This window comes from Streptomyces sp. NBC_01013 (assembly GCF_045162765.1).
In the GTDB taxonomy this organism is placed as follows: domain Bacteria; phylum Actinomycetota; class Actinomycetes; order Streptomycetales; family Streptomycetaceae; genus Streptomyces.
In genome coordinates this window covers 565,534-592,044 of record NZ_CP108687.1, presented here as the reverse complement: position 1 = coordinate 592,044, position 26,511 = coordinate 565,534, and the positions used below count along the sequence as shown (strand labels likewise).

The following is a 26,511-nucleotide window of genomic DNA, read 5'->3' as shown; positions in this document are numbered from 1 at the left end:
CGTTACTTCTCTCTTCCGTGCGGGAATCCGTGCTGCGGCTCGGCCGCGGTGGCCAGGGCGGCCGTGAGCAGGAGCGGGCTGCGTCCCAGACCACAGGCGGCGCGGGCGTGGGCATGTGCGGCGATCTCGTCGGCCCCGGCGACATGGCCGTACAGGGTGTGACGCCCCGCGCGCAGTACGACATGGTTCAGCGCGCGCTTCAGATCCTTCTTCGCCGGCCCGTGGTGCAGCCGCTCGTGCACCGCCTCGTGCGCGATCGCCGCCGCCCGTACCGATCCGGCCGGGAACCAGTGACGCCATCCGAGCAGGTCGGTCAGCTCCTCGGCGAGGGCCAAGGTGTCGGTGAACAGCTCGACGGTCGGGACCGGCCGGGAGGTGTAACGGGCCAGGAGCCCCTTTGCCAGTCCGCCGTCGCTCTCCACGATCCGGGCTGTGGAGGGGGCGGGAGCGAGGGCCGCGCCGAACACGTCGGCCGTACGCGCCCAGTGACGCAGCAGTTCCGGGTCGCGGCCCTCGTGCGTGGGAGTGTGCGCCAGCAGCCGTACGCCGAACTCGACGTCGTCGCACGCCGAGAGGGTCCCGATCGCCGCGAGCGCGGCCGAATCGAGCAGGGCGGCCGTCATGACCGCACCTCCAGGACGGCGACGACCGGTTCGTCGGCGGCGCGGGCACGCAGTTCGCTGCGGGCGAGCGCGAGCAGCGGCTGCGGATCCAGCACCCCGGACAGGTCGGCTATTCGGGAGCCGAGCAGCAGCCGCAGCGCCGGGGCGCGGACACCGCCGTCGCCGTACGACGTCGCCTCCTTCACCAGGCCGGCGAGGACCTCGGGCGCCCGGCCCACCGTGGTGGTCTCGACCCGGGCATCGGGGGCGTGGAGCCGTACGACGCCGTCCGCGTCGACGACGCGCACCGGGTGGCGGTCCGGGCGGAACCGCCGGTGCACGTCGGTGCCGTACACGGTGTGGGCCGGGGTGCCCGCGAGCACCCGCACCGACGCCGGGTCGGTCCTGAGGCTGTCGGCTGCGGCACGCAGCCGGTCCGCCTCGTCGGCCCGGTGAGCACGGTCCTGCGTACGCAGTTCGGTGGCGCCGGTCGCGACGGCCCGCACGGTGCTGGTCTGCGGATCGACGGTGACCTCGACCTCCACGCCGTCGGCTGCGGCACCCTGGGCGACGACAGCCGCCTCCGCCTCGGCGCGCACGGCGAGTATCTGCTCCTGCCCGGCACCCGGGATGATGCGCTCGACCTGCTCCCGGATGAGGGCGAGGGCCACTCCGATGGGGCTGATCACCTCGCTGTGCCGGGCGATCCTGCCCTCCTGGCCGGTGGCGGCCGCGAGATGAGGAGTGACGGAGGCGGCGCCACCGCCCCCGCCGACGAGCAGCGCGGTGTCCTTGTCCAGGCGGTAGTCGCGCATCATCGTGTCGACCACCGCCCTGACCTGATCGGTGCCCGCATCCAGGATCATCGTCGCCGCCGTGGCGACGTCCGTGCCGAGCAGGGCGGCCAGAGGGGCGATCGCGGCCTCGGCGACGGCCCGGTCGCACTGTGCGAAGTCCCCGTCAGGCACCCGGCCCAGGGCGTTGGCCGCACAGGTCATGGTGATTGCGAAGCGCCCGCCGGCGGCATCGATCACCGCGTAGTCGGCCGGGTCGTCCTCCATCGGCCGGATCGTGGTGACCTTCGCGTCACGCAGGTCCGCCGCGCTCGCGAAGCATGCGTACGCCAGCCCCGCGATGTGTGCGCTGCGCGGTCCGACACCGGTGACGCCGCCGCCGGCGAGACGGACCATCGACCCGCCTCCGACCCCGACGGTCCGTACGTCGAGCGCCGACAGGTACGAGGCCCGGCCGAGGATGGTGGCGTGCCGCACGGCGACCTTGCCCCGCCGCACGACACTGATGTCCGTGGACGTTCCGCCGGTCTCCAGGAACAGGCCCTCGCTGATGCGCTCCTGCATGAGCGCTCCGGCGACACCCGCCGCCGGTCCGGACAGCACGGTCAGCAGCGGTCTGCGTCGCATCTCGTCCAGCGACATCACACCGCCGTCGCAACGCATCACCATCAACGGCGCGCTCACGCCCGCCTTGGTGATGGAGGAGTCGACGAGGTCGGCCGTGGCGAGCATGCGCGGCAGGATCGCGGCGTTCACCACGGCCGTCCGGGTCCGCTTGTGGAGCCCGTACAGCGAGGTGATGTCGTGCGCGGCCGTCGTCGGCAGCCCGAGCTCCGAAGCCGCGGCGGCGACGGCGTCCTCGCCCTCGGGACGGTCGACGCTGAACGGCTGGCTGGCGACGACCACTTCGGCGCCCTCCCGCACGACCGCGTCCAGGGCGGCGCGTACGGCCGGCGCGTCGTCCGGGTCGGCCACGTGCCCGTAGACGAGCGGCAGCCGCTTGCCCGGGGTGAGCTCCAACTTGCGGAACGAGGCCAGCCGGCGGGTGAGCGCCGCGCTCGGACCTGCGCCGATGCCGATCAGGCCGACGGTGGCGACGTCGCCCTCCAGCAGGGCGTTGGTAGCCTGTGTGGTGCCGTGCGCGAGGAAGGTCACGTCCTGCGGGGTGTGGCCGGTCTGCTCCAGCAGGCGGTCGAGAGCTTCGACGATGCCGTGGGCGACACCGTCCTCGTGGTGGTGGCTGGTGGGAACCTTCACCTGCCCCAGCAAGTGCAGGGTCGTGGCGTCAACGGCCACGGCATCGGTGAAGGTTCCGCCCACGTCGATGCCGACGCGGATGCGGTGGGTGTTCATGGCTGGGCACCTCCTTGTGCGGGTTGGCAGGGCGAGGGCGGCAGGGGACCGGTCGTCGTTACGGGACCGGCCCTGGGCCGGGCGGGTACAGGTGGAGCTGCGCCCGCCCGGCGCTCCGCCCTCACCCCGGGGGGCCGTGCGGTGAAGCGGTGGTGTCGTCCGGGCGAACGGGGCTGCCCGGTGGTGGGTCAGTAGCCGCGTACGTCGGGCCAGTGACGCTGGATGCCTTCGCGGTCCAGCAACCGGGCGAACGCGTCGAACCGCTTGTCCTCGGCCTGGACCCGGTGAGGTTCGACGCCCTCGGCGACGCAGTGCGCCGCGAGGGAGCCGGCGACCTCGCCGATGTTCCATTCCACCGGGTGGAGCCGGTAGCAGCCGTTGGTGATGTGGGTGGTGCCGATGTTCTTGCCGGCGGGCAGCAGGTTGCGCACCCGGCGCGGTATCAGAGCACCGAGGGGGATCTCGAACGGCACCGAACCGATGTCGATGTAGTTGTCGCCACCGGTCGAGGGGTGCAGATCGATGCGGTAGTTGCCTACGCCGACGGAGTCCTTGTACCGGGTGCCGCCGTACGGACCGACGATGTCGATGGACACGTCGTGCTCGGTGACGGTGGTGACGGCCTTGATGCGGCGCGACTCGCGGACGTACGGAGCCTTGGCGAGCCCGTCGGACGTACCGGTGATGTCGGGACGCAGCCGCAGCCCGGGGAACCCCTGGCCGCCGTCCGCGCGGGGCGCCTCGGTCTGGAGCCAGTACAGCACCGACAGCGACAGCTGGCGGGCCTCGGCCAGTGCGGCGGCCGACGTCTCCTCCCCGGCTCCGATCAGAGGCTTCAGCCAGTAGTCGTTCAGCGGCCAGTTGACCAGGGTGATGTCGGAGTCGAAGGCGCCGGGACGGTGCAGCTTGCGCGCCAGGATCCGGCGGAAGCCGAACAGTTCCTTGTCACCCGCGTCGGCGGACTGGTCCGCGTTGACGTCGAGCGGGTCGAGGTCCGGGTTGGGGACGAAGGTACGCGGGACGGCTTCCAGGCTGCGGGGGTCGGGGGCGAGGAAGCCGAGCAGCGGGCCCGGCCAGAAGTCCGGCTGATAGGTGCGCCAGAAGTCGTAGTCGGCCGGGCGCTCGATGGTGTGGTCCTCGCCCTCGTGGTGGGAGAGCGCGAAGCACACCGTGATGCCCTGCTGGTTGAGGGGCTGTGCCTCCTCGGGGGCATGCGGTTCGTCGAACTCGGCGCGTGCCTCCGCACCGATCACGTGCTCCACCCCGGCGAGTTCGAGCAGTTCGCCGGTCTCGGTGGCGTCGACGACGTAACGGGCTCTGAGCGTATGGCGGTTGCCGGTGCGGGTCTCCTCCAGCGTGACGGACCGTACGGTGTCGTCGTCTCCCGCCTCGGCGGCGACGGGCCGGTGCTCGGTCAGCAGTGTCAGCCGGCCGGATGAGCGGTGCGGCGCGAGCATCGCCTCAAGGACGGCGAGGGCGACGCGCGGCTCGTGGCACAGCTTGCTGACACGGCCGGCCCCGGGGTTGAGGGTGGTGAGCGCCAGGGCCTCGGAACGCAGAGGGTACCAGCGGCGGTAGTGGTCCCTGATGGACTCGCGCAGGGCGCGGTAGGAGGCGGTGGTCCCGAACTCCTCCACCCACGGATGCTCGTCCGGCGGGACCGCCTGCGAGGTGAGCTGGCCGCCGATCCAGTCCGTCTCCTCGGTGAGGACCACGGTGCGCCCGGCCCGGCAGGCGGCGAGGGCGGCGGCGACGCCGCCGAGTCCGGCGCCCACGATGAGGATGTCCGGTTCGGATGTCACGGTTCTCCTTGAAGTGCTGGGTGTACTCAGTGCAGTGGTGCGGGTGTGCGGGGGAAGTGCGGAGCCCGGTCAGCGGTGGGCAGGGGGCGGACCCGCTGTCGAACCGGGGCGGAAGGCGCAGGCAACGAGAGGTTCCGTCGCCTCTTCGCCGGCCACCAGCGCGGCGAGCATGCGTACGGCGGCCGCGCCCAACTGCGGCCGGGGGATGTCGAATCCGGTGAGGTCCGGGCCGTCCGCGAGGTCCGGCGGGGGGCTGCCCAGTACCGCGAGCGAGGCGTCGCGCGGGCAGTCGATCCCGACGAAGTGCGCGGCGCCGTGCAGAGCCCGCCAGGCATCGCCGGTATCGGTCTCCTCCGCGACGAACGCCGTTACCCCCTCGTCCAGCCAGCCGCGCAGCCGCTCCGCGGTGAGGTCGCGCTCCGGGTCGGCCGAGCGGAAGACGGCTCCGGGGCCGCCGGGCAGCCCCGCCTCCTCCAGCCCCTTGAGGAAGCCGTGTTCGCGGTCGGTGGAGGCGGGGGCGTCGTCGTCCTCACGCACGAGCAGGATGCGCCGGTGCCCGAGGGAGGCAAGATGCGCCACGACCTCCTGACTGGCGCTGATGTAGTCGGCACCGACCCAGGCCAGCCCCTCCAGCTCGTCCCTGCGGCCCAGGTGCACCACGGGGAAGCCGTCGGCGACCAGCCGCAGCAGCTCGGCGGCGGGCGCGTGGCGTCCGAGGAACAGACAGCCGTCGGCGAGCCGCACCCGGTTGAGCGCGTGGGGCCCGGCGGCCCCGGCACCACCCGTACTGGAACCGGTGAACAGAACCAGGTCGTAGCCGCGGGCGGCCGCCTCCTGCTCGACGCCGACGAGGAACGGGTAGTACGAGTGCTGCACGTCGGTCGGGAACGTCGAGGTGAAGCTGAAGACCCCGAGCAGATTGTTGCGTGCGGCGGCCAGCCTGCTGGCCGCCGGGTCGGGGACGTAGCCGAGCGTACGCACGGCGTCGAGCACCTTGCGCCGGGTCTCCTCCGAAATGGTTGCGCCCTGCTTACGTGCCCCGAGGACCAGCGAGACCGTGGCCTGGGAGACCCCGGCGAGGCGTGCGACCTCGGCCTGCCGAGGCCGGGACGTGCGCCCCCCCGGGGCGGGGGTCCGGCCCGGCCGGGCGCGCTGCTTGGGTTCTTCCACGGTGTGCCTCCGGATCGTTAATGCGTATTACTAATGCGCATTAACGAGTACTGTGAGCCCCGGCATCGCGGCGGTCAAGGGTTCGCGCAAGACTTCTTTCGGCCCTTCCCGCCCGGAGGGGCAAGGCGTGCGGGCGGTGCTGCCGGCTCGCTGTCGGAGGGCGCGGCTGTGCGGCCGCCCGCGGGAGGCCCCGCGGGCGCGCTGGTCGAGGCTCACGCGTCGGCGGTTTTGGGGCGTGCCTTCGATGGGGCAGCGGCTCCGGCTACTGCACCCCGTGCGGCCGGAACTGGACGCTGATGCGCCCTCCGGAGGACCGGGCCGACTTGGGGATGGCGTGCTCCCAAGTCCGCTGGCACGAGCCACCCATCACGATCAGGTCGCCGTGCCCCAGCGGGCGGCGGACGGTCTCGCCGCCGTGAAGCGGGCGGAGCAGCAGGTCGCGGGGTGCGCCGACGGAGAGGATGGCGACCATCGTGTCCTCGCGGGCGCCCCGCCCGATGCGGTCACCGTGCCAGGCCACGCTGTCGCGTCCGTCCCGGTAGAAACAGAGGCCGGCTGTGGCGAACTCCTCGCCGAGCTCGGCGGCATAGTGCGCGGAGAGGGCCCGGCGTGCCTCGTCGAGTACGGGGTGGGGCAGCGGTTGGCCTGCCCGGTAGAAGGCGAGCAGCCGGGGCACGTCCACGAACTTCTCGTACATCTGCCGACGCTCCGCCTTCCACGGGACGTCCGTGGCCAGCTGTTCGAACAGGACTCCGGCGCCACTGAGCCAGCCCGGCAGCAGGTCGATCCAGGCCCCGTCACCGAGAACCGTCCTGCGGATCCCGCCCAGAGGGCCCAGCCGCACGTCGTCGCTCTGGTCGAAGAGTGATCCCTGGAGCTGGTGGGTTGCCATGGGCCCAGTCTACGCGAATCGAACAGGTGAGCTAATTCGGGACCGGGCCGCCGGCACGCCGGACGCGGCTGGGCGGTGGCTCGCACGCACTGCGGAGGGGGCGGGCCGGCGGCGTCGGAGGCCGCCACGTGCTGCCGCCTGACCCGGGCCCCGCCCGGATCTCACCTTCCCGCTGCCCGCGCCCGAGCGTCGGTGCCGCCGCTGCCGGCCGAACAAGGACCGCCCGCCCTTCCGGCCGTGGCATGCGCTCAGTCCGTGATCAGTTCAGGAAGCCCGGATCGCCCGGTCGATCTCCGCGCCGGTACGGGCCACGACGACGGGCCACTCGTCCCTGAGGGAGGCAGGCAGAAGATCGCGGTCCTCGTCCTGCTGGATCATGGTCGGTCCGCCCGGGACGACGAGCACGGCATCCAGCCGTCGCAGCAGGACGGCCAGGAGGTCCATGATCCCGTCCCCTGCGAATCGGTTGAAGGTGATGCCGGTCGGGTTGTTGAAGTACACGCCCGCCTCCTCCCCCCTCCGCCGTACTCACCAGCAGGAAGTCAGTCGCGGGGTCCCACGCCACCGCACAGGGGTCAGGGACCTCGTGCGTGGCACTCATGTCCAGCGTCGTCGGCTCACCGTTCTTGAACCGGCACACGAGGATGAGATGGGTCCGGAGTCCCACCCCTCGGAGCACTCGCCCCTGTCCACCTCTGCGACCGAACGAAGAGCAGCGGACGGCAAGGAGCGGTCGTTCGTCCCGACGACGTGCCCACCTACCCGCCCGGGGAGGTGGGCAGGGGCGCTTGTTATCGTGCGCCGATGTCAACGATCAGGCAGTTCCAAGTGACCTTCGACTGCGCGGATCCTGCGCGTCTCGCCGGATTCTGGTGCGAGGTGCTGGGGTACGTCGTACCTCCGACCCCGACGGGGTTCGCCACTTGGGAGGACTACCATCGCTCGCTGCCGCCTGAGGACCAGGTGGTCTATTTCGCTTGCAGCGATCCCTCGGGTGTGGGCCCGCGCGTGCTCTTCCAGCGCGTCCCTGAAGGGAAAGTTGTCAAGAACCGGCTGCATCTCGACGTGCGGGCCGGCATCGGGCTCGTGGGTGAGGAGCGCCTGGCCACGCTTGAAGCCGAATGCGCACGGCTGGTCGCGCTCGGCGCGGTACATGTGCGAACGATGCTTGCCGATGGCGAGAACGAGTCCTGCATTGTGATGCAGGACCTTGAGGGCAACGAGTTCTGTCTCGACTGAGGACGCACCGGGTCGGCGAGGTGGGGAACCGTCTGTCTTGGACCTCTCGGGTCTCGCACGCGGCGGGAGTCATCCCGTGAGACCTTCCATTCCACGAGCCGCTCGGCGGCCTGCCGCGCGGGCCCCTCCTGCACCTCGTGCTCCTCCTTGGCCCGCAGGACTTCCGTGGATCCCGGGCAGGGCCGATCGAGAGTGGGCGCGAAGGGCAGGCGCCTCGCGGCGAAGCGCTCTGCATAGCGCTCGGGGGAGCGGGGCCCTGTGACGGCTCCTGTCGCGCGGTTCACCGCGCGATCAGGTAGTCAGGAATGGTGAACAAGGATGCGACCGACGCCTTCGTGCATGTCCGGGGTGCCAGTGAGAACAACCTGCGGAACATTGATGTCGACGTTCCGCGGGACGCGATGGTCGCCTTCACCGGCGTCTCCGGGTCGGGCAAGTCGTCGCTCGCGTTCGGCACGCTCTACGCGGAGGCGCAGCGGCGTTACTTCGAGTCCGTGGCGCCGTACGCCCGAAGGCTGCTGCAACAGGTCGGTGCACCCCACGTGCAGGAAATCACCGGGCTGCCACCGGCCGTGGCCCTGCAGCAGCGACGCGGGTCGCCCGGTTCCCGCTCGACGGTCGGCACCCTGACCACGCTGTCCAATCTGCTGCGCATGCTGTACTCCCGCGCCGGCACCTATCCGCCCGGGGCGGCGCGGCTGGAAGCCGAGTCGTTCTCACCCAACACCGCGGCCGGCGCCTGCCCGCGGTGCCACGGACTGGGCGTCGTGCACGACGTCGCCGAGGAGCTGCTCGTCCCGGACCCCTCGCTGAGCATCCGCGAGGGGGCGATCGCCGCCTGGCCGGGCGCCTGGCAGGGCGCAAACCTCCGCAGTGTCGTGAGCGGCCTGGGGATCGACATCGACCGACCGTGGCGCAGGCTCAGGAAGAAGGACCGGAACTGGCTGCTGTACACGGACGAGCAGCCCTCCGTGTACATCGAGCCGGAGGAGGATCGCGTCGACTACGGCTATCAGGGCAAGTTCTGGAGCGCTCGCAAGCACGTCATGCACGTCCTTGCCGACTCCAGGAGCGAGAAGATGCGCGAACGGGCGCTCCGGTTCGTCAGGAGTGTGCCCTGCCCGGAGTGTCACGGCAGCGGACTGCGGCCCGAGGCGCTCGCCGTGACTTTCGCCGGACGTTCCATCGCCGAGGTCAACGCGATGCCGCTCACCGGGGTCGCGGCGCTGCTGCGGCCCGTCGCGGCACGGTCCGAGGCCGACGCCACCACGTCGACCGCCCGATCCGGGGAGACGACCGAGGTCGCGGTCCGGATCTGCGGCGATCTGGTCGCGCGGGTCGACGTACTGCTCGACCTGGGCCTCGGATATCTCGGCCTCGGGCGCCGCTCGACGACCCTGTCGCCCGGCGAGGCGCAGCGCGTGCGGATCGCCACCCAGCTGCGCTCGGGGCTGTTCGGCGTCGTCTACGTCCTCGACGAACCCTCCGCGGGCCTGCACCCGGCTGACGCGGAACCGCTGCTGGAGGTGCTGGACCGCCTCAAGGCGGCAGGCAACACACTGTTCGTCGTGGAGCACGACATGGACGTCGTACGGCGCGCGGACTGGGTGGTCGACATCGGCCCCGGTGCGGGCGAGGGCGGCGGACGCGTGCTGTACAGCGGCCCGGTCGCCGGCCTGGAGCGGGTCGGGGAGTCGGCCACGAGCGAGTACCTGTTCGGGCGCGCCAAGCCGCTCGATCACCGTCCGCGCGCACCGCACGGCTGGCTGCACCTGCGCGGCGTCTCCCGCCACAATCTGCACGACGTGTCCGTGGACGTGCCGCTCTGCGTCCTGACGGCGGTGACGGGCGTGTCCGGTTCCGGGAAGTCGACGCTGGTGACGCAGGTGCTCGCCGAGGTCGTCCGCGGCCACCTCGGACTCGTACCGGAGGAGCCCGACGAGGCGCAGTTGCAGGTCGACGTCCAGGACGCGTCGGGACTCGAGTCGTTCGACCGTCTGGTCCGGGTCGACCAACGGCCCATCGGCCGAACCCCCCGGTCCAACCTGGCCACGTACACGGGGATGTTCGACGCGGTGCGCAAGCTGTACGCGGCGACGGACGAGGCCAGGGCGCGCGGTTACTCGGCCGGGCGGTTCTCCTTCAACGTGCCCGAAGGGCGGTGCGAGACCTGCCAGGGCGAAGGATTCGTCGCGGTGGAACTGCTGTTCCTGCCCGGCACCTACGCGCCGTGCCCGACCTGCGAGGGTGCCCGGTACAACGCCGAGACGCTGGACGTCACCTACCTCGGCAAGAACATCGCGGAAGTGCTGGCGCTGTCCGTCGACGCCGCCGCCACGTTCCTGTCCGCCGTCCCGGCCGCCTCCCGCAGTCTGGAGACGTTGCGCGAGGTGGGCCTGGGGTACCTGCGGCTGGGCCAACCCGCGACGGAACTCAGCGGCGGTGAGGCGCAACGCATCAAACTGGCCACCGAACTGCAACGAGCCCGCCGCGGCCACGCGCTCTACCTGCTCGACGAGCCGACGGCGGGGCTGCACCCCTCGGACGTCGCGCTGCTGCTGCGACAGCTGCACCGGCTCGTCGACGCGGGCAACACGGTCGTCCTCGTCGAGCATGACCTGGACACGATCGTTACCGCCGACTGGGTCATCGACCTCGGGCCGGGCGGTGGCGACGCGGGCGGGCGGGTGGTCGCGGCGGGCCCGCCGGCCAAGGTGGCGAGGGCCCGCCGCAGCGCCACCGCGCCCTATCTCGCGGCCCGGCTCGCGCGCTCCTGACGACGGCGCGGAGGGCCGGTGAGCCGGCGTCCACTCAGCACCGGTCTCGCGCACTTCCTTCGCGCACGAGCCGAGTCGGTGGCCCGCGCCAGCCTGCTTGGTGCAGCAAAATGCCGAGGCGGGGTGCCTGGTCGCAGCGGCGCACGATGTTCCTGAAGGCCTTCGACCGAAGGGCATGGCGATGTACAGTGTGGGACGCCCTTGACCTGCAAAAAGCTGGCAGGGAGCCGTCTTCCAGGAGTCCAAAGTGCTGCGTACTCTGTTCAAGTCCAAGATCCACCGAGCCACCGTCACCCAGGCAGATCTCCATTACGTCGGCTCCGTCACGGTCGACGCCGCGCTGATGGAGGCCGCCGACCTGCTGCCCGGCGAGCTGGTCCACATCGTGGACATCGACAACGGCGCCCGGCTGGAGACCTACGTCATCGAGGGCGAGCGCGGCTCCGGTGTCATCGGGATCAACGGCGCTGCCGCCCACCTCGTACACCCCGGTGACCTGGTCATCCTGATCAGCTATGCGCAGGTCGACGACGCCGAGGCGCGCGGGCTGGTTCCGCGTATCGTGCACGTCGACGCGGGCAACCGGATCGTCGAACTCGGGGCCGACGCCTCCGCACCCGTACCGGGTACGGACACCGAGCGCAGTCCGCACGCCGTGCCCGCGGCGCGCTGAAGGGCATCACTCAGCGAGGGAGCTTTCGCCGTGCCGGAGCGGGCAGAACAGACCGGACCAGCCATCCGTGACGACCGGGCGGCAGGCAGGCTGCTCGCTCACGTAGACGGGGTGGCCGTGGGCGTCATCGTGTACTTCGCGATGGACGGGACGCCTGCGGCGCTCGTCGCCGTGCACACCGTCGTTGAACAGGGGCACGAGGGCAAGGGCATCGGCGGTTCCCTGGTGAAGGAGTTCTACGCCATGGCGGCCCGCGAGGGCGTTCCCGTCGTCCCCCTCTGCCCGTACGCCGCGAAGTGGGCCTCGCGCCATCCGGACGAAGCCCACGAGGTCCCCGCGGAACTGGTGGAGCGTGCCAGGGAGGAGCTCGCCTCGCACCCCGAGCTCTACTGATCACGGAGCAGCTCGTCCGTGTCGTGCGGGCGGGCGGCCCGGAGGGTGCCCGGCCCGTGGCCGACGTCCCACGCGCCCTCGGCGGTGGCTGTGCGGACGTGGACCGGGTGCCGGTAGCGTGGGGCGGATGAGCCTCGCCCTTCTGCACACCTCTGCGGTCCATGTCCCGGTCTTCGACGCCCTGCGCGACGCCCGTCACCCCGGACTCGTCCTGCGCCACCTCGTGCACGGGGACCTGCTCGACCGGGCGGGTGTGCTGGGCCCGGAGGCGATGGCGGGTGATGTCGAGGCGCTGGTCAGCGGCGCTGTCGCCGAGGGGGCCACCGCGGTGCTCTGCACCTGTTCGACGATCGGCGGTGTCGCCGAGTCCGTCGGGGCGCGTCTCGGCGTCCCGGTCCTGCGCATCGACCGGCCGATGGCGGCCGCCGCCGTCCGAGCGGGGCGGGTCACCGTTCTGGCGGCACACCACGCCACCCTGGAGCCGACCCGCGCCTTGCTCGCGCAGGAGGCGGAGCGGGCGGGGGAGACCCTGGACGTGCGTACCGTGCTGGTCGACGGCGCCTGGGCGCGTTTCGAAGCCGGTGATCACGGCGGCTACCTGGATCTCGTGGCGGCCGCCGCCGACGACGTGACGGACGCCGACGTGATCGTCCTGGCCCAGGTCTCCATGGCGGGCGCGGTCACCCGTTCGGTCACCCGGATCCCGGTCCTGTCCAGCCCGGGGCCCGGTCTGGACGCCGCCGCGGTCGCGGCCGCAGGCTGACCGACCCGGCCGGCGGTCGTGAGCCGGCCGGAGCATCCGCAGCCGTACGTGTGGACTCGCCGGGCGCGGGCAGCCGCTCCGGGAGACGGTGGAGGAGATCCACCCTGACCGTTCGGAGGCTTGAGATGACGCACCCGTTCCCCGACCCGGTACCGCCGGCTCCCACCCCCGGGCCGATGCCGGGGCCGCCCCAGCCGCTGCCGGAGCCCACGCCGGTTCCGCCGGGTCCCGGGCCGACGCCGCCCGTGCCCACGCCTCCGGGCCCGGCGCCGGACCCGATTCCGCAGCCGCCCGCGCCGAACCCCGAGCCGGTGCCGCCGCCCGAGCCGGAGCCTTCGCCGGTCGGCTGACCCGCAGCGGCCGGGAGTCCGGCGGCGGCCGGCTTTCCGGCACCGCCGGCCGGCCAGGGCCCTTCCCCCGGATCAGGCAGGGCTGCCGGGTCCGGCCTGAACAGCTGTGGCGGCGTCGTCGATACGACCCCACGCCGCACAGGGTGCGGGTCGGGCTAGGCCTCGGCCAGTACGGCGTTGGCCCGTGCGGTGACCTCGGTCAGCACCCGGCCTGCCGCAGCGAGGTCCTCGGCCGGCAGGTCCGCGTACAGCCGGGCCGTGATCTCGGCGATGCCGGTTCTGTTCGTTCGCTGCACTTCGGCGCCCGCGGCCGTCAGCACCAGCCGGGACGCCTGGCCGGGCAGCTCCTCCATCAGTCCGGCCGACGTCAGCCCGGAGAGGGTGTCCTGAGCCACCGTCGCTCCGATCTTCAGGGTGGCGGTCATCCGCTCGACGAGCCCGCTCCGGTCGATCGGACCGTCGTTGTCGGCGGTGGCGTTCAGTGCTACGGACTGGTGGAACGTGGTGCCGGTGCCGGCCAGCAGTCGTTCCAGGACGGCGCGGGTGGCGTAGTGGGCCTGGCCGATGACCTGGCCGTTGACGGTGGGTGTGGTGGACATGGTTACTCCTTGGTGGAAGAGCCGTCGGCCGCTGGGGCCGGGGCGTCGAGCAGTGCCGTCAGTGCTTGGGTGAACGCCTCGGTGTCCGCGCCTTCGAGGCCGCCCAGCGGAGTGAGCAACCCGTCGAGGAGCTGCTGCACCACGCCGACCGCGCGGCCGGTCACCGCGGTGCCCTCATCGGTCAGCGACAGCTGGACCGCTCGGGAGTCGGCCGGATCGGTGGTGCGCTCGACGAGGCCGGCGGTCTCCAGGCCGCGTGCCAGCTTCGACACGTAGAGCGGTTCGAGGCCGGTGTGGTCCGCCAGCGCGCGCTGACTCGGCCGCAGTCCTGAGCGCTGCATCCCGAGCAGGGATCCCAGCAGTGAGTACTGCGCGTGGGTCAGGCCGAGCGGCCCCAGTGCCCGGTCCATCGCCACCCGCCATTTCATCGACAGGCGCCAGACCAGGAAGCCGGCGGTGGGGCCCTCATGTGCGTTGCTCATGAGAAATACAGTACATGGCTACTATGTACATGGCTACTAAAATTCGGACGTGGTTCCACCCGTAGCACCGGCCGACGTTCAGCCCCGTAGATCCAGCAGGGCATCGGCGTGCGCCAGACCGCTCTCCGCGGCGATCGAGTCCAGCGACTGGACCTCCCGCACCGGCGCGAAGCGGACCGTCGGGCTGTCGTGCCCCGCACCCGGCCCCATGCCGAATCCGTACACCGCCGAGCGCGGCAGGCTGTTGTAGGCCCACGGTGTGGAGAAGTAGTACGCGCCGGTGTCGTACAGCACCACGTAGTCGCCCGCCCGCAGTTCGGGCAGCTCCCGGGCGTGCGCGACGACGTCCCCGGCGAAACAGCACGGGCCCGCGATGTCCTGGACGAGCCCCGGCCCGGCCTTCGGCGATCCACCTGCGTCGAACGCGCCGACCCGCAGTGGCCAGGCGTCCGGCATGAAGACGGTACGCGTGGCGGTCTGCGCGCCCGCGTGGGTGAGCACGATGCGTCGGCCCCCGGCGTCCTTCGTGTACTCCACCAGCGCGCCGATGAAGCCGTTCTTGGCCATCAGCGACCGGCCGAACTCGGTGACGAGCTCGTACCGCCCGTCGAGCAGCCCCGGCACGGCGGCGCGCAGCGCGGCCACATAGGCGGCGAAGGTGGGGCGGACCGTGTCGTCGGCGAAGTTGACCGGCAGGCCGCCGCCGATGTCGAGGCCCGTGATCTGTCGACGGCCGAGCCGGCTGTTGATCTCCTCGGCCAGCCGGTACGTCTCGCCTATGCCCGCCGCGATCAGTTCCAGGGAACAGCCCTGGGAACCCACATGAGCATGCAGGCGGGTCAGCCACGGGTGCGCCGCGAACGCTTCCACGACCCGCTCCCGCGCGCCGGGATCGCGCAGCGCCACGCCGAACTTGGAGGTTGCCGTGGCCGTGCTCATCGCGCCGATCGACCCGCCGCCGACCTGGGGGTTGACCCGGAGCCCGATGGCGGACACCGCGTCGGAGGGCCGCAGCGAAGCGATCCGGTCCACCTCGTCGAGGTTGTCCGCGTTGAGCGCCACTCCGAGTGCCAGCGCCCACCGGATCTCGTCACGCGTCTTGGCGGGGGAGTCGAGGACGATCTTGGACGGGGCGAATCCGGCGTCGAGCGCGATCCGCAGTTCACCCGGGCTCGCGACCTCGCAGCCCATGCCGCACTCCGCTAGGAGGCGCAGCACCGGTACGAGTGACGCGGCCTTCGCGGCGAAGGTGTGGAGCACGCCGGGCACACCCTCGAAGGCCTCGTGAAGTGCGGCGACCGAGTCGCGTACTCCGTCCGTGTCGACGAATCCGGCGACCGGGCTGGACTCGCCGAGCAGACCGTTCGCGACGGCGTGTCGGACCACGGCCGCGACTCGCGCGGAGGAGGGCGGAGCGGAGGGGGACGATGAAAGGCTCATGGAATCAGAGTCAGTGATGGCTGCCTCACAGTCTCTGTCCGGCTGGACAACATCGGTGCAGGCTCTTGTCCGGGTGGCCAATGAACCGCACGGACCAGGGCCAACCTATCCGTTGAGGCGCACGGCGAGCGTGATGAGCAGCCGGGTGTCGGGATCGTCCAGATCCAAGCCGAACCGTTCCCGGACGCGACGCAGCCGGTACCGCAGCGTGTTGGGGTGCACCACCAACCGGGCAGCCGCCCGGACCACATCGCCCGACGCGTCGAGGTAGGCGGCCAGCGTACGGACGAGCTCACCGCCCGATGCCCGATCCGTCCGCACCATCTCGTGCACCCGCCCGCCGCCCGCCTCCCACACCGGCCGGACCGCGTCCAGCATCCGCACGACGTCCAGCGACGCGCCGACGGCCGCCGCATCCGCGAACCGGGCCGCACCGGCCCCGCCCTGACGGAGCGCGCGCTCGCGCAGCACCCGCACGATCAGTGCTGCCTCCTCGCACGAGTCACGTACGCGCAGGGCGCTGCCGGCCACCGGCCCCGCCCCCGCCAGGACCGGCACGCCGCCCGGCAGGGAAGGGGCCAGCGTCGCGAGTTCCCGGGCCAGGCCCAGCGCGTCACGTTCCTCACCCGCGCCGAGGGGCAGCAGCGCGAGGAGTCGGTCACCGTCGCGCAGCACCTGCACCGAAGGGCGGTACGACGAGGCGTGCAGGGCGAGCACATCGAGGGTGCGGTCGCCCACGGCCGGTGCCGAACCGTCCCGTTCGACGAGGACGACCGCACAGGCCGCATCGGGTGAGAGCCCCAGGGACCAGGCGTGAGTACGGGCGTCCCCGCCCCCGTGCAGCAGTCCGCGCAGCGCGAGCTCCCTGTGGCGCGCCGCACCGCTCTCGCGCAGCCGTTGCCGCACCAGGAGGGGTGCGGCGGCCTCCGCTGCCCGGCGCAGTGCGTCGGCGGCGTGCGGGGACAGCGCGCGCCCGTCGGCGGCCACCCAGATGGAGCCGAGCACCTCGGGACCGCTGCGGACCGCGATGATCAGACGTTCCGGGCCGTCGGCGTCCCCCGCGCGGTGGATCACGTCCCGAGACGTCCACAGCACCCGCAGCATCCCGCTCCGGCGCAGCTCGGCGACCCGCCACCGGGGGACGCGGCCGCCCAGGATCGTGGACCGGCGCAGCCCGTCGGCCTCGGGCCCGGTGGCGGAGTGGGCCAGCACCCGGAACCGGGTGTCCTCGATCGTGATCGAGCCCCCCGTGTACTCGGCGACCGCCGAGGCGAGGGTGGTCAGGCTCTCCGCGCCCCCTGCCGTGCCATCCGGCGCCCCTTCGTCGAGGCCCGCCCGTGCGCAGGCCAGCGCGGAGCGCAACAACGCCGCGGTGTCCGCCCAGTCGGCCCACTCCGCGCGGGTCAGCAGCGCGATGCCCGACTCCTCGGCGGCGGCCAGGACCTCCGGGGCGGTGGCCTCTCCCTGCGTGTCACGCAGCACCACGCCCGATGCGCCGCGCCCGGCGGCTTCCCGCACCGGGCCGGCGGCCGCGGCGGAAGCGGCCGGCGCACCGATCACCAGCACCAGGCAGCCGTCGAGCGACTGCGCGCCACCCTCGTCACCGACCGCCACGCCCCGCACCTCGACGTCGAGGCCCGCAGGGACCAGGACCGCCCGTAGGGCTGCAGTGTCGTCGAAGGCCAGAACCTCGCGCAGCGCGACCGCGGACTCCGGTGAGGTGGACGTACGGCTCGTCATGGCAGCCGAGCATACGAGCGCACAGGCCCGGGGCGTGTCCGCGGTGAAGTTCCCTCCGGCCCACGACCGGAGGCACGGACACGTCCGGTTCCCCGTCGGCGGTCAGGCGATGATCGGGACCACGGCCTCCGGGGTCAGCATCCGGAACGTGAACGACTGGTGGAAATACAGCCGGATGTCGGTCGCGTCATGGTCCTGGTATCCGATGGACAGGTCCTCGCCCAGGCACAGTTCGAAGTCGCCGCCCCGGGTGGACAGCAGCACTCCGCCCGCGACCGCCGGCGCCCACAGGATCCTGTCGTCCAGCAGGCGGGCCAGGTGTGTGGAGACGGGGTAGCCGTGGTCGGACGTCTCCGTCGCCTCCGTGAAGGCGTCCGCGCCCAGCAAGAGCCGGTACGGCCCGTCCACACCGGCGAGACGCAGCCGGGTCAGCGCCTGGCTGACCGTGGTCGGATAGTCGCGGGCGTCGGCCGGCAAGGGGAGTGCGGCGTGCGAGGAGCCGTCCCGCAGACCGGCGATCCCGGCTGCGGCGTAACCGTCGATGATCACCATGTCCTCGGCGAACGCGCAGGTGCGGGCGGCGTCCTTGACGGGTTGCCAGTCGCTGTCGTCCGAGCCGCGCTCGACATCGTCGACGGCCGCCCGCGTCACGGTGAACGGCACCCGCCACTCGATGACCGGCATCGACGTACGGGCCCGCGCGAGGACGTCCGGTGTGGGCGGATCGATGTCACGCAGATGACCGTCGCCGACCGCCGCCAGATGCGGGCCCTGCGGACCGCTGACGTCGACGACGCGGCGCCCGGCCAGATGGCGGCTGAAGGTGCGCCGGGCCTCCTCTTCGATCTGGTCCCAGGCGGCCTGGGTGACAGGGGCGAGCTCGCGATGGAGGTTGTTCATCTCTGGGCGCTTTCTTGCAGGCTGCCGATGCGCAGCGAACCGTCCCGGAGTACCGGCGCGGCCGCGGCCCTCGCCACCGGCGCGGACGCCGGCTCAGGCTGGGGTGCGGCTTCGGCGGAGGCGGGCAACGGCGGCGGGGCGCCGAGGAAGCCGGCGCCGGGAGTGTGGAAGAGCGTGCCGGTGACCGCGGTCGAGAAGTCGAGGATGCGGTCGTGGGTGCCGGGTGGGTTACCGAGGAACATGTTGCGCAGCATCCGCTCCGTGACGTCCGGGTCGGCGGCGAACCCGATGAAGTACGTGCCGAACTCACCCTGCCCGAAGCTGCCGAACGGCATGTTGGCGCGCAGGATGTCGCGCTCCGTTCCGTCCGCGTCGGTGAGGGTGTTCAGCGCGACGTGCGAGTCGGCGGGTTTGACGTCGTCGGCCAGTTCGACGTCGGTGAATTTGCTCCGCCCGATCACCCGCTCCTGCTCCTCGGTCGTCAGAGCGTTCCATGACGGCAGGTCGTGCAGGTACTTCTGCACGATGACGTAACTGCCGCCCGCGAAATCCGGGTCCTCGTCGCCCACGAGGGCCGCCGCGACGGCGTCGTCGCCCACCGGGTTCTCGGTCCCGTCGACGAACCCGAGCAGATCCCGGTGGTCGAGGTAGCGGAAGCCGTGCGTCTCGTCGACGACCTTCACCGCCCCGCCCAGCCGGTCCAGCAGCTGCGAAGCCCACTCCCAGCACACGTCCATCCGATCGGCGCGCATGTGGAAGAACAGGTCGCCCGGCGTGGCGGGGGCGCGATGGCGGGGGCCGTGCAACTCCTGGAAAGGGTGGAGCGAGGCCGGCCGCGGGCCGGAGAACAACCGGTCCCATGCATCGGAACCGAACCCGGTGACACACACCAGTCCGGCATCCGGGTAGCGGAACCCGATGGAGCGTGCGAACGCCGCCAGATCCGGCAGTGCCTCATGGACGACGGGCTCCCCGCCGGGCTCGATCGTGGCGACCAGGATCAGGGCCGCACTGGTCAGCGGTGCGACGACGGGCTGCGCCGCGGGCCGTTCCTCGATGGTCCCGGGCATGCGGCGGCTCCATGAACTGGCTCGGCGGCGGTACGGCGCGGTGGAACACGGTCCCGTCGCGGGTGGGGACGAGAGGGACCCGCTGCCACTTACCCACACCCCGGGCGCCGCCGCACCCCGGGTCACCCGACCGGGCGACCCGGAGAGGACCCGCCCCCGAGTGAGGGCGTTCGGGCCCGCGCCGTGACCGGCGAGGTGGCCCGATGGCCGAACGTGACAGAGCGTCAGCGCTCTGTCGCACCCGCCCCCAGGTCTTCGCCCAGAGCACCGAGCAGGCCGGCGAGCCGGCGCCGGTCCGAAGCGCCCAGCCCGGCGAGCAGTTCCTGCTCCTGGGCCGACCGCACGGTGACGACCCGGTTGGTCAGTTCCAGGCCTTGCGGGGTGAGGGACAGCCTGATGATCCTGCGGTCGTCCGCGTCGCGTTCCCGCCGGATCAGCCCCGCCGCCTCCAGGCGGTCGATGTGCTGGGTGAGGCCGCCCGCGCGAACCCTGCCCGCCGCTGCCACCTCGCCCGTCGTCCGCCGGTAGGGCTCTCCCGCATCGCGGAGGGCCGTGAGCACGTCGTAGGCGGGCAGGCTGAGGCCGTACGCGCGGAGGGTCCTGCCGATCAGCTCCTGATGGGCAGCGGCACAGGAGTTCAGCTGTGCGAACAGGGCGGTGGGCTGTTCGTCAGCCGTCCGGACCGAGAGTTCCGGGCGACGCTCCGCGGCGCCGTCTCCGGAAGCCGCGCCGTCTCCGGAAGCCGGGCCGTCTCCGGAAGCCGGGCCGTCTCCGGAAGCCGCGCCGTCTCCGGAAGCCGCGCCGTCTCCTGAAGCCGCGCCGTCTCCTGAAGATGACGGGGACGGGGGAGCGGGACGGGAATGCGCCTCGCCGTCTGCTGCCTCGCCCTTATGCGGAGAGGGAGGCGCGGTTCCGAGGGCGTCGCCGAAAGCGGTGACGAGCACATCCGTCAGCGCCGGGGCGAGTTCCTCGGTCGGGACGGAGGCCGCCGGATCGTGCGCGAAGAGGTAGCGCTCCATGATCACGCCGAACAGGACGCTCCGGATGACGGCGGTGCGCACCTCCGCATCGGCGGAGTCTCCGAGCAGGCGCGCGAGGGGTTCACCGACCTGCTTCTCCAGGATCGTGCGCAGAAGCTCGGCGCTGGGCGGGTGACTCACGGCCGAGCGGATCAGCGCGGGCCAGGGGTCGTCGGCCGGCAGGCGGTCCCACCGGTCGAGGTAGGCGCGGGCCAGCGCTGCGGGCAGTTCGCCCGTGCCGGCCGCCGTGGCCGAGAGCACGTCGCCCGTGACGCCGGATCCGCCACCGACCGCTTCACGGAACAGACCGTCCTTGGTGCCGAAGTACGCCATCACCAGGCCGGGTGTCACCCCTGCCTCGGCCGCGATGGCGCGGACCCCCACGCCCCGGTAGCCGTGCGCTCCGAACAGGCGGCGGGCCGCTTCGAGGACCGCGTGACGGTTGCCCTCGGGGTCATGGGTGCCGGGGCGGCGCTTCGACGGGTGCCGGGGGCGCCCCGCTTCCCGACCGGCTGGGGGCGCGGTGTTCTGGGCCGGGTCTCGGCGGCCCCTGTCCTGTGGATCCACGGAGACTACATTAAACGAGTGTTCAAATTGAACGGTCGTTCATGAAAACAGTCGTTCAAAAAGAGTCATACTGCATGTACCGGTCCGGTGCGCAGGGTGAGCGGTAGCGCGCTGCCGCCGCGCCTCACCGCCACGATCTCGGCCAGGATCGACAGAGCGGCCTCCTCGGGACCCCGTCCGCCCAGGTCCAGCCCGATCGGCGAGCGCAGCCGGGCGAGTTCCGCGTCCGTCGCGCCCGCCGCGCGCAGTCGCGCCATCCGGTCCTCGTGCGTCCGGCGGCTGCCCATGGCTCCGACGTAGCCGGCCCTGCTCCGCAGGGCGACGCCGAGTACCGGCACGTCGAACCGCGTGTCGTGAGTCAGCACGCACACCGCGGTCGCGGGGTCGACCAGATCCTCGTGGGCGAGGAACCAGCGATCGGGCCTTTCCGTGACGACCTCGTCCGCCCGCGGGAACCGCTCGGCCGTCGCGAAGGCGGGCCGCGCGTCGCAGACCGTCACCCGGTACCCGAGCGTGGCGCCGATGTCCGCCAAGGGCCGGGCGAACTCCGCCGCACCGAAAACGAGCAGGCGGGGCCGAGAGGCGAAGGACTGCACCAGCAGCTGGTATCCCGGTGCGCAGGTTCTGCCGGCGGCTGCGCCGTCCCGGCCGGCCACCACCCCGTCGGCGCCCCGGCCGAGCATGCCCTCGGCCGCCAGGGCCGCGGCCCTGTCCGCTTGCGGGTCCCCCAGGGAACCGGTGGTCGTCCCACCGCCGACGACCAGGCAGCCGCTGCCGTCGAGCGGGGTGACCAGGGCTACCGGCACGCCGGCCGCGATGTCCGTGGCGAGCCGGTCGAGGGCGGCGTCCGCACCCATCTCGCGGACCAGCACCTCGATCGTTCCACCGCAGGTCAGGCCCACCGCAAAGGCGTCCTCGTCGCCGACTCCCCAGCGCTCGAGCACCGGGGCGCCGCCCGCGAGCACGTCTTCCGCGATCGCGCAGACCGCGGCCTCGACGCAGCCCCCCGAGACGCTGCCGACAACCCGGCCGTCCTCGGATACGAGCATCGAGGCGCCCGGACCGTGGGGGGAGGAGCCCCAGGTGTGCACGACGGTCGCCATGGCGAAGCGGGTTCCGGAGCGTTGCCAGGCGGCTGCCTGGTCGATGACATGTCGCATATCGCCCTCCGCGGGCCGTGAAATCTCGGACAGCCTCTTGCCAAGAGGAAACTTTAATGTAAATCATTTCAGGTACTAGATAAGTTGCCCGTGTCGAAAACCACGGCGCGACGACGACACGAGAGATTCGGTGGCAGCGGGTTGAAACCCACATCCTTCGACTACACCGCCCCCAGCACCGTCGGTGAGGCGGTCGCCCTCCTCGGCGACGAGGAACGGGAGGCCAAGGTCGTCGCCGGCGGGCAGTCCTTGATCCCGATGCTGAACATGCGCCTCGCCAGACCCGACGTGCTCGTGGACATCACCCGCATCCCCGAACTCGGCCGCCTCCACGTGGACGAGGCGGGCAACCTGCGCATCGGAGCCGCCGTACGGCAGGCCCACGCCGCCGCGGACGGCGCGGTGCGGGACGGATGGCCGCTGCTGGCCGCCGCGATCGGCCACATCGGGCACCCTCAGATCCGCCACCGCGGCACCGTCTGCGGCAGCCTCGCCCACCACGACCCGGCCGCCGAACTGCCCACCGCGGCGCTGTCCCTGGACGCCCGCTTCGTGATCACCGGCCCGCGGGGCACTCGTACGGTCACCGCAGAGGACTTCTTCGTGGCCACCTTCTCCACGGCGGTCGAGGCGGACGAGCTCCTCACCGAGGTCGTGTTCCCGCCGCTCTCCGCACACCACGGCTGGGCCTTCGAGGAGCTGACCCGCAGGCACGGCGACTTCGCCACGGTCGGCGTGGCCGTCGTCCTCGAACGGGACACCGCAGTGGACACCGTCCGCGCCGCCCGCGTGGTCTTCTGCGGTGCGGGTCCCGTCCCGGTACGCCTGCCCGCTGCCGAGCACGCGCTCGTCGGCAGCGACGCCGGTGAACAGGCCCTCGCCGCCGCGGCCCGTGCCGCGCTGTCCCACCTCACCCCTGCCGACGACGTTCACGCCAGCGCCGAGTACCGGCGCGAGACCGCCGCCCACCTCCTCGTCCGCGCCTGCACCACCGCCTGGGAGCGCTGCTGATGACCCCCTCCGTCCCCGCCCCGCTCGTCGCGGGCGCACCGCCGCTCGCCGAGCCCTCCGCCTGGCACGAGATCAGCCTCACCGTCAACGGACGACCGGTCACCGCCCAGGTCGAGTCGCGGCTGCTGCTCACCGACTTCCTGCGCGACCGGCTCGGTCTGACCGGCACCCATGCCGGCTGCGAACACGGCGTCTGCGGAGCGTGCACCGTCCTCCTCCACGACGAGCCGGTGCGTGCCTGCCTGACCCTGGCCGTGCAGTGTGACGGTGCCGAGCTCCGCACCGTCGAGGGCCTCGCGCCCGCCGACGCCCCGCTCACCCCCGTACAGCGGGCCTTCCACGAGTGCCACGGCATGCAGTGCGGCTTCTGCACGCCGGGATTCGTCATGACGGCGACCGCCCTGACCGAGCAGCCCGAGCGTCCGGACGAGGAACAGGTCGCCGACGCGCTCAGCGGGCACCTGTGCCGGTGCACCGGCTACCGCAACATCCGCCGTGCCGTGTGTCAGGCACTCGACGAGCGATTCGGGGAGTGACCCGCATGTCCCACGGTTCCGAGCGTGCCCAGGCCGGCAGCGGCAGCTGGATCGGCCGTTCCGTCCCGCGCGTCGAGGACGACCGGCTGCTGCGCGGCAACGGCCGCTACGTCGACGACGTGGCCCTCCCGGGCGCGGTCCAGGCGGCCTTCCTGCGCAGCCCGCACGCCCACGCCCGTATCGAATCGGTCGACGTGACGTCGGCCCTGGCCGCACCCGGTGTGGTCGCCGTGTGGACCGGCGACGACGTGGCGGACCTGCCCGCGATGCTGAACAAGGAGGAACTGCGCACCCCGCCCGGTCTCGCCGATCTCCTCGATCCGCTGGTCCGGATGACGCCCATGCCGCTGCTCGCCCGCGAGAAGGTCCTCTACGTCGGCCAGCCCGTGGCCCTCGTCCTTGCCGAGAACCGCTACCTCGCCGAGGACGCGCTGGAACTCATCGAGGTGCGGTACGCCCCTCTGCCGGTGCTGGTCGACCCCGAACACGCCCTGTCGCCGGATGCGGCCCGGCTGCACGAGGACCTGCCGGACAACACCGCGGTCGCCGTCGCCACCCGGGTCGGGGACCCGGAAGAGGCCTTCGCCGCAGCGCATGCCGTGGTGAGTGAACGGTTCGACGCCCACCGGTACGTCGCCTCGCCGATCGAGACCCGTGCCGTCTCGGCCCAGGTCGAGCCGTACGACGGCCGCCTGACCGTCTGGTCGGGCACCCAGACCCCGCACCGGCTCCGGGACGCCATCGCCCACACCCTCGGTCTCCAGTCCGCCGCGGTGCACGTCATCGCGGCCGACGTCGGCGGAGGCTTCGGCCAGAAGGGCATCCTCTACGTCGAGGAACTCCTCGTGCCGCACGCCGCCCGTCGTCTCGGCCGGCCCGTGCTGTGGCGTGAGGACCGCAACGAGAACCTCACCGCCTCCTCCCACGCCCGCGAACAGATCCACCGCATCGAACTCGCCGCGGACGCCGAAGGCCGCATCCTCGCCGTGCGCGACCGCATCACCGTCAACTTCGGCGCGTACAACATGACCGGCCTGGTCGTGCCGTACAACTCCCTGTGCCACCTGCTGGGCCCCTATCGCATCCCGAACGTGCACATCGACGTCACCGGCGTGCTCACCAACACCACCTTCGCCACGCCCTACCGTGGCGCCGGACGTCCGGAGACGGTCTTCGCCATGGAGCGGGCCATGGACCGGCTGGCCGTGGAACTGGGCATCGAACCCGAGGAGCTGAGGGCACGCAATCTGGTGCGGCCCGAAGAGATGCCGTACGCGACCGGCCTGGTGGACCGCTCGGGCAGTCCGCAGTCCTACGACTCGGGGGACTTCCCCGAACTCCTGCGCCGCGCCGTCGCGAAGGCGGACGTCCAGCGGGTACGCGACCGGCAGCGCGAGGGTGCCCGCGACGGCAAGCACCTCGGCATCGGCTTCGCCATGTACATAGAGGCGACCGGTCTCGGTCCCTTCGAGACCGCCCGGATCGACATCGCCCCCAGCGGCCGTGTCCGGCTCGCGATCGGTGCCCCCTCCCAGGGGCAGGGGCACCGCACTTCCATGGCGCAGATCGCCGCCGACGCCGTGGGGGTGCCGCTCGATGTCATCGACGTGGTCGGCGGCGACACCGATGCCACTCCGTTCGGCGTGGGCACCATAGCCAGCCGCGCGCTGGTCAACGCCGGGAACGCCACCCACCGGGCCGGCCGGCTCGTCCGCGAGAGGATCATCGAAGCTGCCGCCCGACGTCTCGGCCTCGCGCCGGACGGTCTCGCCCTGAACGAGGGCGTCGTGTCAGCCCGCGAACCGGGCGGCCCCTCCATCAGCCTCGCGGAGCTGGCAGGGGAGGCGCCCATGCCCGGCACCCCGGAGCCCACCGACGGCCGGCACGGCACCGAGATCAGCGAGACCGTGCACTTCCGTCCGCCGGGTTTCGCCGTCGCGAGCGGAGCACACGCCGCCGTCGTCGAGGTCGACGCACACACCGGCGAGGTCAGGATCCTGCACTACGTCGTGGTCCACGACGCGGGCAACATCGTCAACCCGATGATCGCGGAAGGGCAGGTCACCGGCGGCATCGCCCAGGGCATCGGGGGAGCCCTGTACGAGGAGATGATCTACGGCCCCGACGGGCAGCCCCGTACCGGCACCTACATGGACTACCTGGTGCCCACCTCCTCGGAGATCCCCGACCTCGACATGGACGAGATCTTCACCCCCAGCCCCATGAACGACCTCGGCGTCAAAGGACTCGGCGAAGGCGGCGCCATCGCCCCCCAGGCGGTACTCGCCGGCGCAGTCGAGGACGCGCTGCGCCCCTTCGGCGTGGTCGTGCGCCGCGGACCCCTCTCACCGAGCCGGGTACGCGCGCTGATCCGTACGGCATCCGGCGCCTGATCCCGCCCCACCCGAACCGGTTTCGCATCCACGGCCGGCCGCCCCCTGATTGGACACCCATGCAGCTCGACCACTCCTTCACCGTCCCTGCCCGTCTCGACGACGCCTGGGGGCTCTTCCAGGACCTCGACCGGGTCGCGCCCTGCATGCCCGGCGCCGTGCTGGACACCCTCGACGGTGACTGCTTCACCGGCCGCGTCAAGGTCAAGGTCGGTGCGGTCCAGATGAGTTACCGCGGCGAGGGAACGGTCACCCGCGACGAATCCGCCCGTTCGATGTTGCTCGACCTCAGCGGTAGCGAGACGCGCGGGGCGGGTACCGCCGCTGCCACGGTCACGGCGACGCTGAGCGCCACTCCCGCCGGCACGGTGGTACGCGTCCGCACGGACCTCGACATCACCGGGCGCCCGGCGCAGTTCGGCCGGGGCATCATGGCCGAGGTCGGCGACCGCATCGTCCAGCAGTTCGCCACCCGGCTGGAGGAGTTGTTGCGGGAGGCCGGCCCTGTGGCGTCCGCGGCGTCCGCGGCGTCCACGAGCGGCCCGGCGGGAACCCTCCGTGGCCGGCTCGCCCCCGAGCCGGAGGCCATCGACCTCGGTGCGGCGGCGCTGCCCGTGCTGCTCAGGAAGGCTGCGGCGCCCACGGCGGCCGTGCTGGTCGCGGTGGTGGTGATCCGGATGCTGAGGCGGCGCTCGCGCGGGTGAGTCCCCGCGGGCCCACCCCGGCCCCGGACCTCGGCCCCGGGGCCGGTCCGCGGAGACGGGCCGTCCGTCGCCTCCGACGCCC

23 protein-coding genes are annotated in these 26,511 nt (G+C 72.2%); 9 read left to right on the top strand and 14 right to left on the bottom strand.

Annotation, left to right across the window (positions count from 1 at the left end; translation table 11 throughout):
• Positions 1 to 2 precede the first annotated feature (2 nt).
• The 6 genes from OG538_RS02555 to OG538_RS02530 form a co-directional block, all read right to left on the bottom strand.
• Complete coding sequence (locus OG538_RS02555; RefSeq protein WP_406089694.1) at positions 3 to 623, bottom strand: hypothetical protein; 621 nt, start codon at positions 621 to 623, stop codon at positions 3 to 5.
• Positions 620 to 2,749, bottom strand: a complete 2,130-nt coding sequence (locus tag OG538_RS02550; protein ID WP_406089693.1) for a hydantoinase/oxoprolinase family protein — start codon at positions 2,747 to 2,749, stop codon at positions 620 to 622. The genes OG538_RS02555 and OG538_RS02550 overlap by 4 nt, the downstream gene beginning before the upstream one ends.
• Positions 2,750 to 2,937: 188 nt before the next feature.
• A complete protein-coding gene (locus OG538_RS02545) occupies positions 2,938 to 4,551 on the bottom strand; it encodes an FAD-dependent oxidoreductase (RefSeq protein ID WP_406089691.1) in 1,614 nt (537 codons plus the stop codon).
• 69 nt (positions 4,552 to 4,620) lie between these two features.
• Positions 4,621 to 5,721: a LacI family DNA-binding transcriptional regulator gene (locus tag OG538_RS02540; RefSeq protein WP_406089689.1), complete on the bottom strand. Its 1,101-nt coding sequence runs from the start codon at positions 5,719 to 5,721 to the stop codon at positions 4,621 to 4,623.
• Between the two features lie 262 nt (positions 5,722 to 5,983).
• On the bottom strand, positions 5,984 to 6,613 hold the full coding sequence (locus OG538_RS02535; protein WP_406089687.1) for an alpha-ketoglutarate-dependent dioxygenase AlkB: 630 nt from the start codon (positions 6,611 to 6,613) through the stop codon (positions 5,984 to 5,986).
• A gap of 264 nt (positions 6,614 to 6,877) precedes the next feature.
• Positions 6,878 to 7,114 (bottom strand): hypothetical protein, encoded by a 237-nt coding sequence (locus OG538_RS02530; RefSeq protein ID WP_406089685.1) that lies wholly within the window; start codon positions 7,112 to 7,114, stop codon positions 6,878 to 6,880.
• A 303-nt stretch (positions 7,115 to 7,417) separates the two neighbouring features.
• Between OG538_RS02530 and OG538_RS02525 the strand changes: the two genes are divergently transcribed.
• From OG538_RS02525 to OG538_RS02505, 5 genes are all read left to right on the top strand, one after another.
• Positions 7,418 to 7,852, top strand: coding sequence for a VOC family protein (locus tag OG538_RS02525; RefSeq protein WP_406089683.1), 435 nt, complete (start codon positions 7,418 to 7,420; stop codon positions 7,850 to 7,852).
• A gap of 305 nt (positions 7,853 to 8,157) precedes the next feature.
• On the top strand, positions 8,158 to 10,629 hold the full coding sequence (gene uvrA / locus OG538_RS02520) for an excinuclease ABC subunit UvrA (RefSeq protein WP_406089681.1): 2,472 nt from the start codon (positions 8,158 to 8,160) through the stop codon (positions 10,627 to 10,629).
• Positions 10,630 to 10,876: 247 nt separating this feature from the next.
• Positions 10,877 to 11,302: an aspartate 1-decarboxylase gene (panD, locus tag OG538_RS02515; protein WP_406089679.1), complete on the top strand. Its 426-nt coding sequence runs from the start codon at positions 10,877 to 10,879 to the stop codon at positions 11,300 to 11,302.
• Between the two features lie 30 nt (positions 11,303 to 11,332).
• Positions 11,333 to 11,695: a GNAT family N-acetyltransferase gene (locus OG538_RS02510; protein ID WP_406089677.1), complete on the top strand. Its 363-nt coding sequence runs from the start codon at positions 11,333 to 11,335 to the stop codon at positions 11,693 to 11,695.
• 127 nt (positions 11,696 to 11,822) lie between these two features.
• Complete coding sequence (locus tag OG538_RS02505; RefSeq protein ID WP_406089675.1) at positions 11,823 to 12,458, top strand: arylsulfatase; 636 nt, start codon at positions 11,823 to 11,825, stop codon at positions 12,456 to 12,458.
• A gap of 505 nt (positions 12,459 to 12,963) precedes the next feature.
• On the opposite strand, the gene OG538_RS02500 is transcribed toward OG538_RS02505, so the two are convergent.
• The 8 genes from OG538_RS02500 to OG538_RS02465 all read right to left on the bottom strand — a co-directional run bounded on the left by OG538_RS02500 (position 12,964) and on the right by OG538_RS02465 (position 21,785).
• A complete protein-coding gene (locus OG538_RS02500; protein WP_406089673.1) occupies positions 12,964 to 13,407 on the bottom strand; it encodes a hypothetical protein in 444 nt (147 codons plus the stop codon).
• 2 nt (positions 13,408 to 13,409) lie between these two features.
• The gene (locus OG538_RS02495) at positions 13,410 to 13,889 is read right to left on the bottom strand and encodes a MarR family winged helix-turn-helix transcriptional regulator (RefSeq protein ID WP_406089671.1); all 480 of its coding nucleotides are present in this window, start codon (positions 13,887 to 13,889) and stop codon (positions 13,410 to 13,412) included.
• A 78-nt stretch (positions 13,890 to 13,967) separates the two neighbouring features.
• Complete coding sequence (locus OG538_RS02490; RefSeq protein ID WP_406089669.1) at positions 13,968 to 15,329, bottom strand: diaminopimelate decarboxylase; 1,362 nt, start codon at positions 15,327 to 15,329, stop codon at positions 13,968 to 13,970.
• Positions 15,330 to 15,434: 105 nt separating this feature from the next.
• Positions 15,435 to 17,069 (bottom strand): PucR family transcriptional regulator, encoded by a 1,635-nt coding sequence (locus OG538_RS02485; RefSeq protein ID WP_406089667.1) that lies wholly within the window; start codon positions 17,067 to 17,069, stop codon positions 15,435 to 15,437.
• 102 nt (positions 17,070 to 17,171) lie between these two features.
• Positions 17,172 to 17,969, bottom strand: a complete 798-nt coding sequence (locus OG538_RS02480; protein ID WP_406089665.1) for a family 1 encapsulin nanocompartment shell protein — start codon at positions 17,967 to 17,969, stop codon at positions 17,172 to 17,174.
• On the bottom strand, positions 17,966 to 19,039 hold the full coding sequence (locus tag OG538_RS02475) for a Dyp-type peroxidase (protein ID WP_406089663.1): 1,074 nt from the start codon (positions 19,037 to 19,039) through the stop codon (positions 17,966 to 17,968). The genes OG538_RS02480 and OG538_RS02475 overlap by 4 nt, the downstream gene beginning before the upstream one ends.
• Before the next feature lie 224 nt (positions 19,040 to 19,263).
• Positions 19,264 to 20,625, bottom strand: coding sequence for a TetR family transcriptional regulator (locus OG538_RS02470; protein ID WP_406089661.1), 1,362 nt, complete (start codon positions 20,623 to 20,625; stop codon positions 19,264 to 19,266).
• Between the two features lie 65 nt (positions 20,626 to 20,690).
• Positions 20,691 to 21,785 (bottom strand): XdhC family protein, encoded by a 1,095-nt coding sequence (locus OG538_RS02465; RefSeq protein ID WP_406089660.1) that lies wholly within the window; start codon positions 21,783 to 21,785, stop codon positions 20,691 to 20,693.
• A 141-nt stretch (positions 21,786 to 21,926) separates the two neighbouring features.
• On the opposite strand from OG538_RS02465, the gene OG538_RS02460 reads away from it, so the two are divergent.
• From OG538_RS02460 to OG538_RS02445, 4 genes are read left to right on the top strand one after another with little or no spacing between them, the layout of a single operon-like run.
• Positions 21,927 to 22,796, top strand: coding sequence for an FAD binding domain-containing protein (locus tag OG538_RS02460; RefSeq protein WP_406089658.1), 870 nt, complete (start codon positions 21,927 to 21,929; stop codon positions 22,794 to 22,796).
• Positions 22,796 to 23,332 carry a (2Fe-2S)-binding protein gene (locus tag OG538_RS02455; protein WP_406089656.1) on the top strand — a complete coding sequence of 179 codons (537 nt, stop codon included), beginning with the start codon at positions 22,796 to 22,798 and terminating at the stop codon, positions 23,330 to 23,332. Before OG538_RS02460 ends, OG538_RS02455 begins: the two co-directional genes overlap by 1 nt.
• Before the next feature lie 5 nt (positions 23,333 to 23,337).
• Positions 23,338 to 25,725, top strand: a complete 2,388-nt coding sequence (locus tag OG538_RS02450) for a xanthine dehydrogenase family protein molybdopterin-binding subunit (protein ID WP_406089654.1) — start codon at positions 23,338 to 23,340, stop codon at positions 25,723 to 25,725.
• 59 nt (positions 25,726 to 25,784) lie between these two features.
• Entirely contained in the window at positions 25,785 to 26,429 is a 645-nt protein-coding gene (locus OG538_RS02445; protein ID WP_406089652.1) for an SRPBCC family protein, read from the top strand.
• The last annotated feature ends 82 nt before the right edge of the window (positions 26,430 to 26,511 follow it).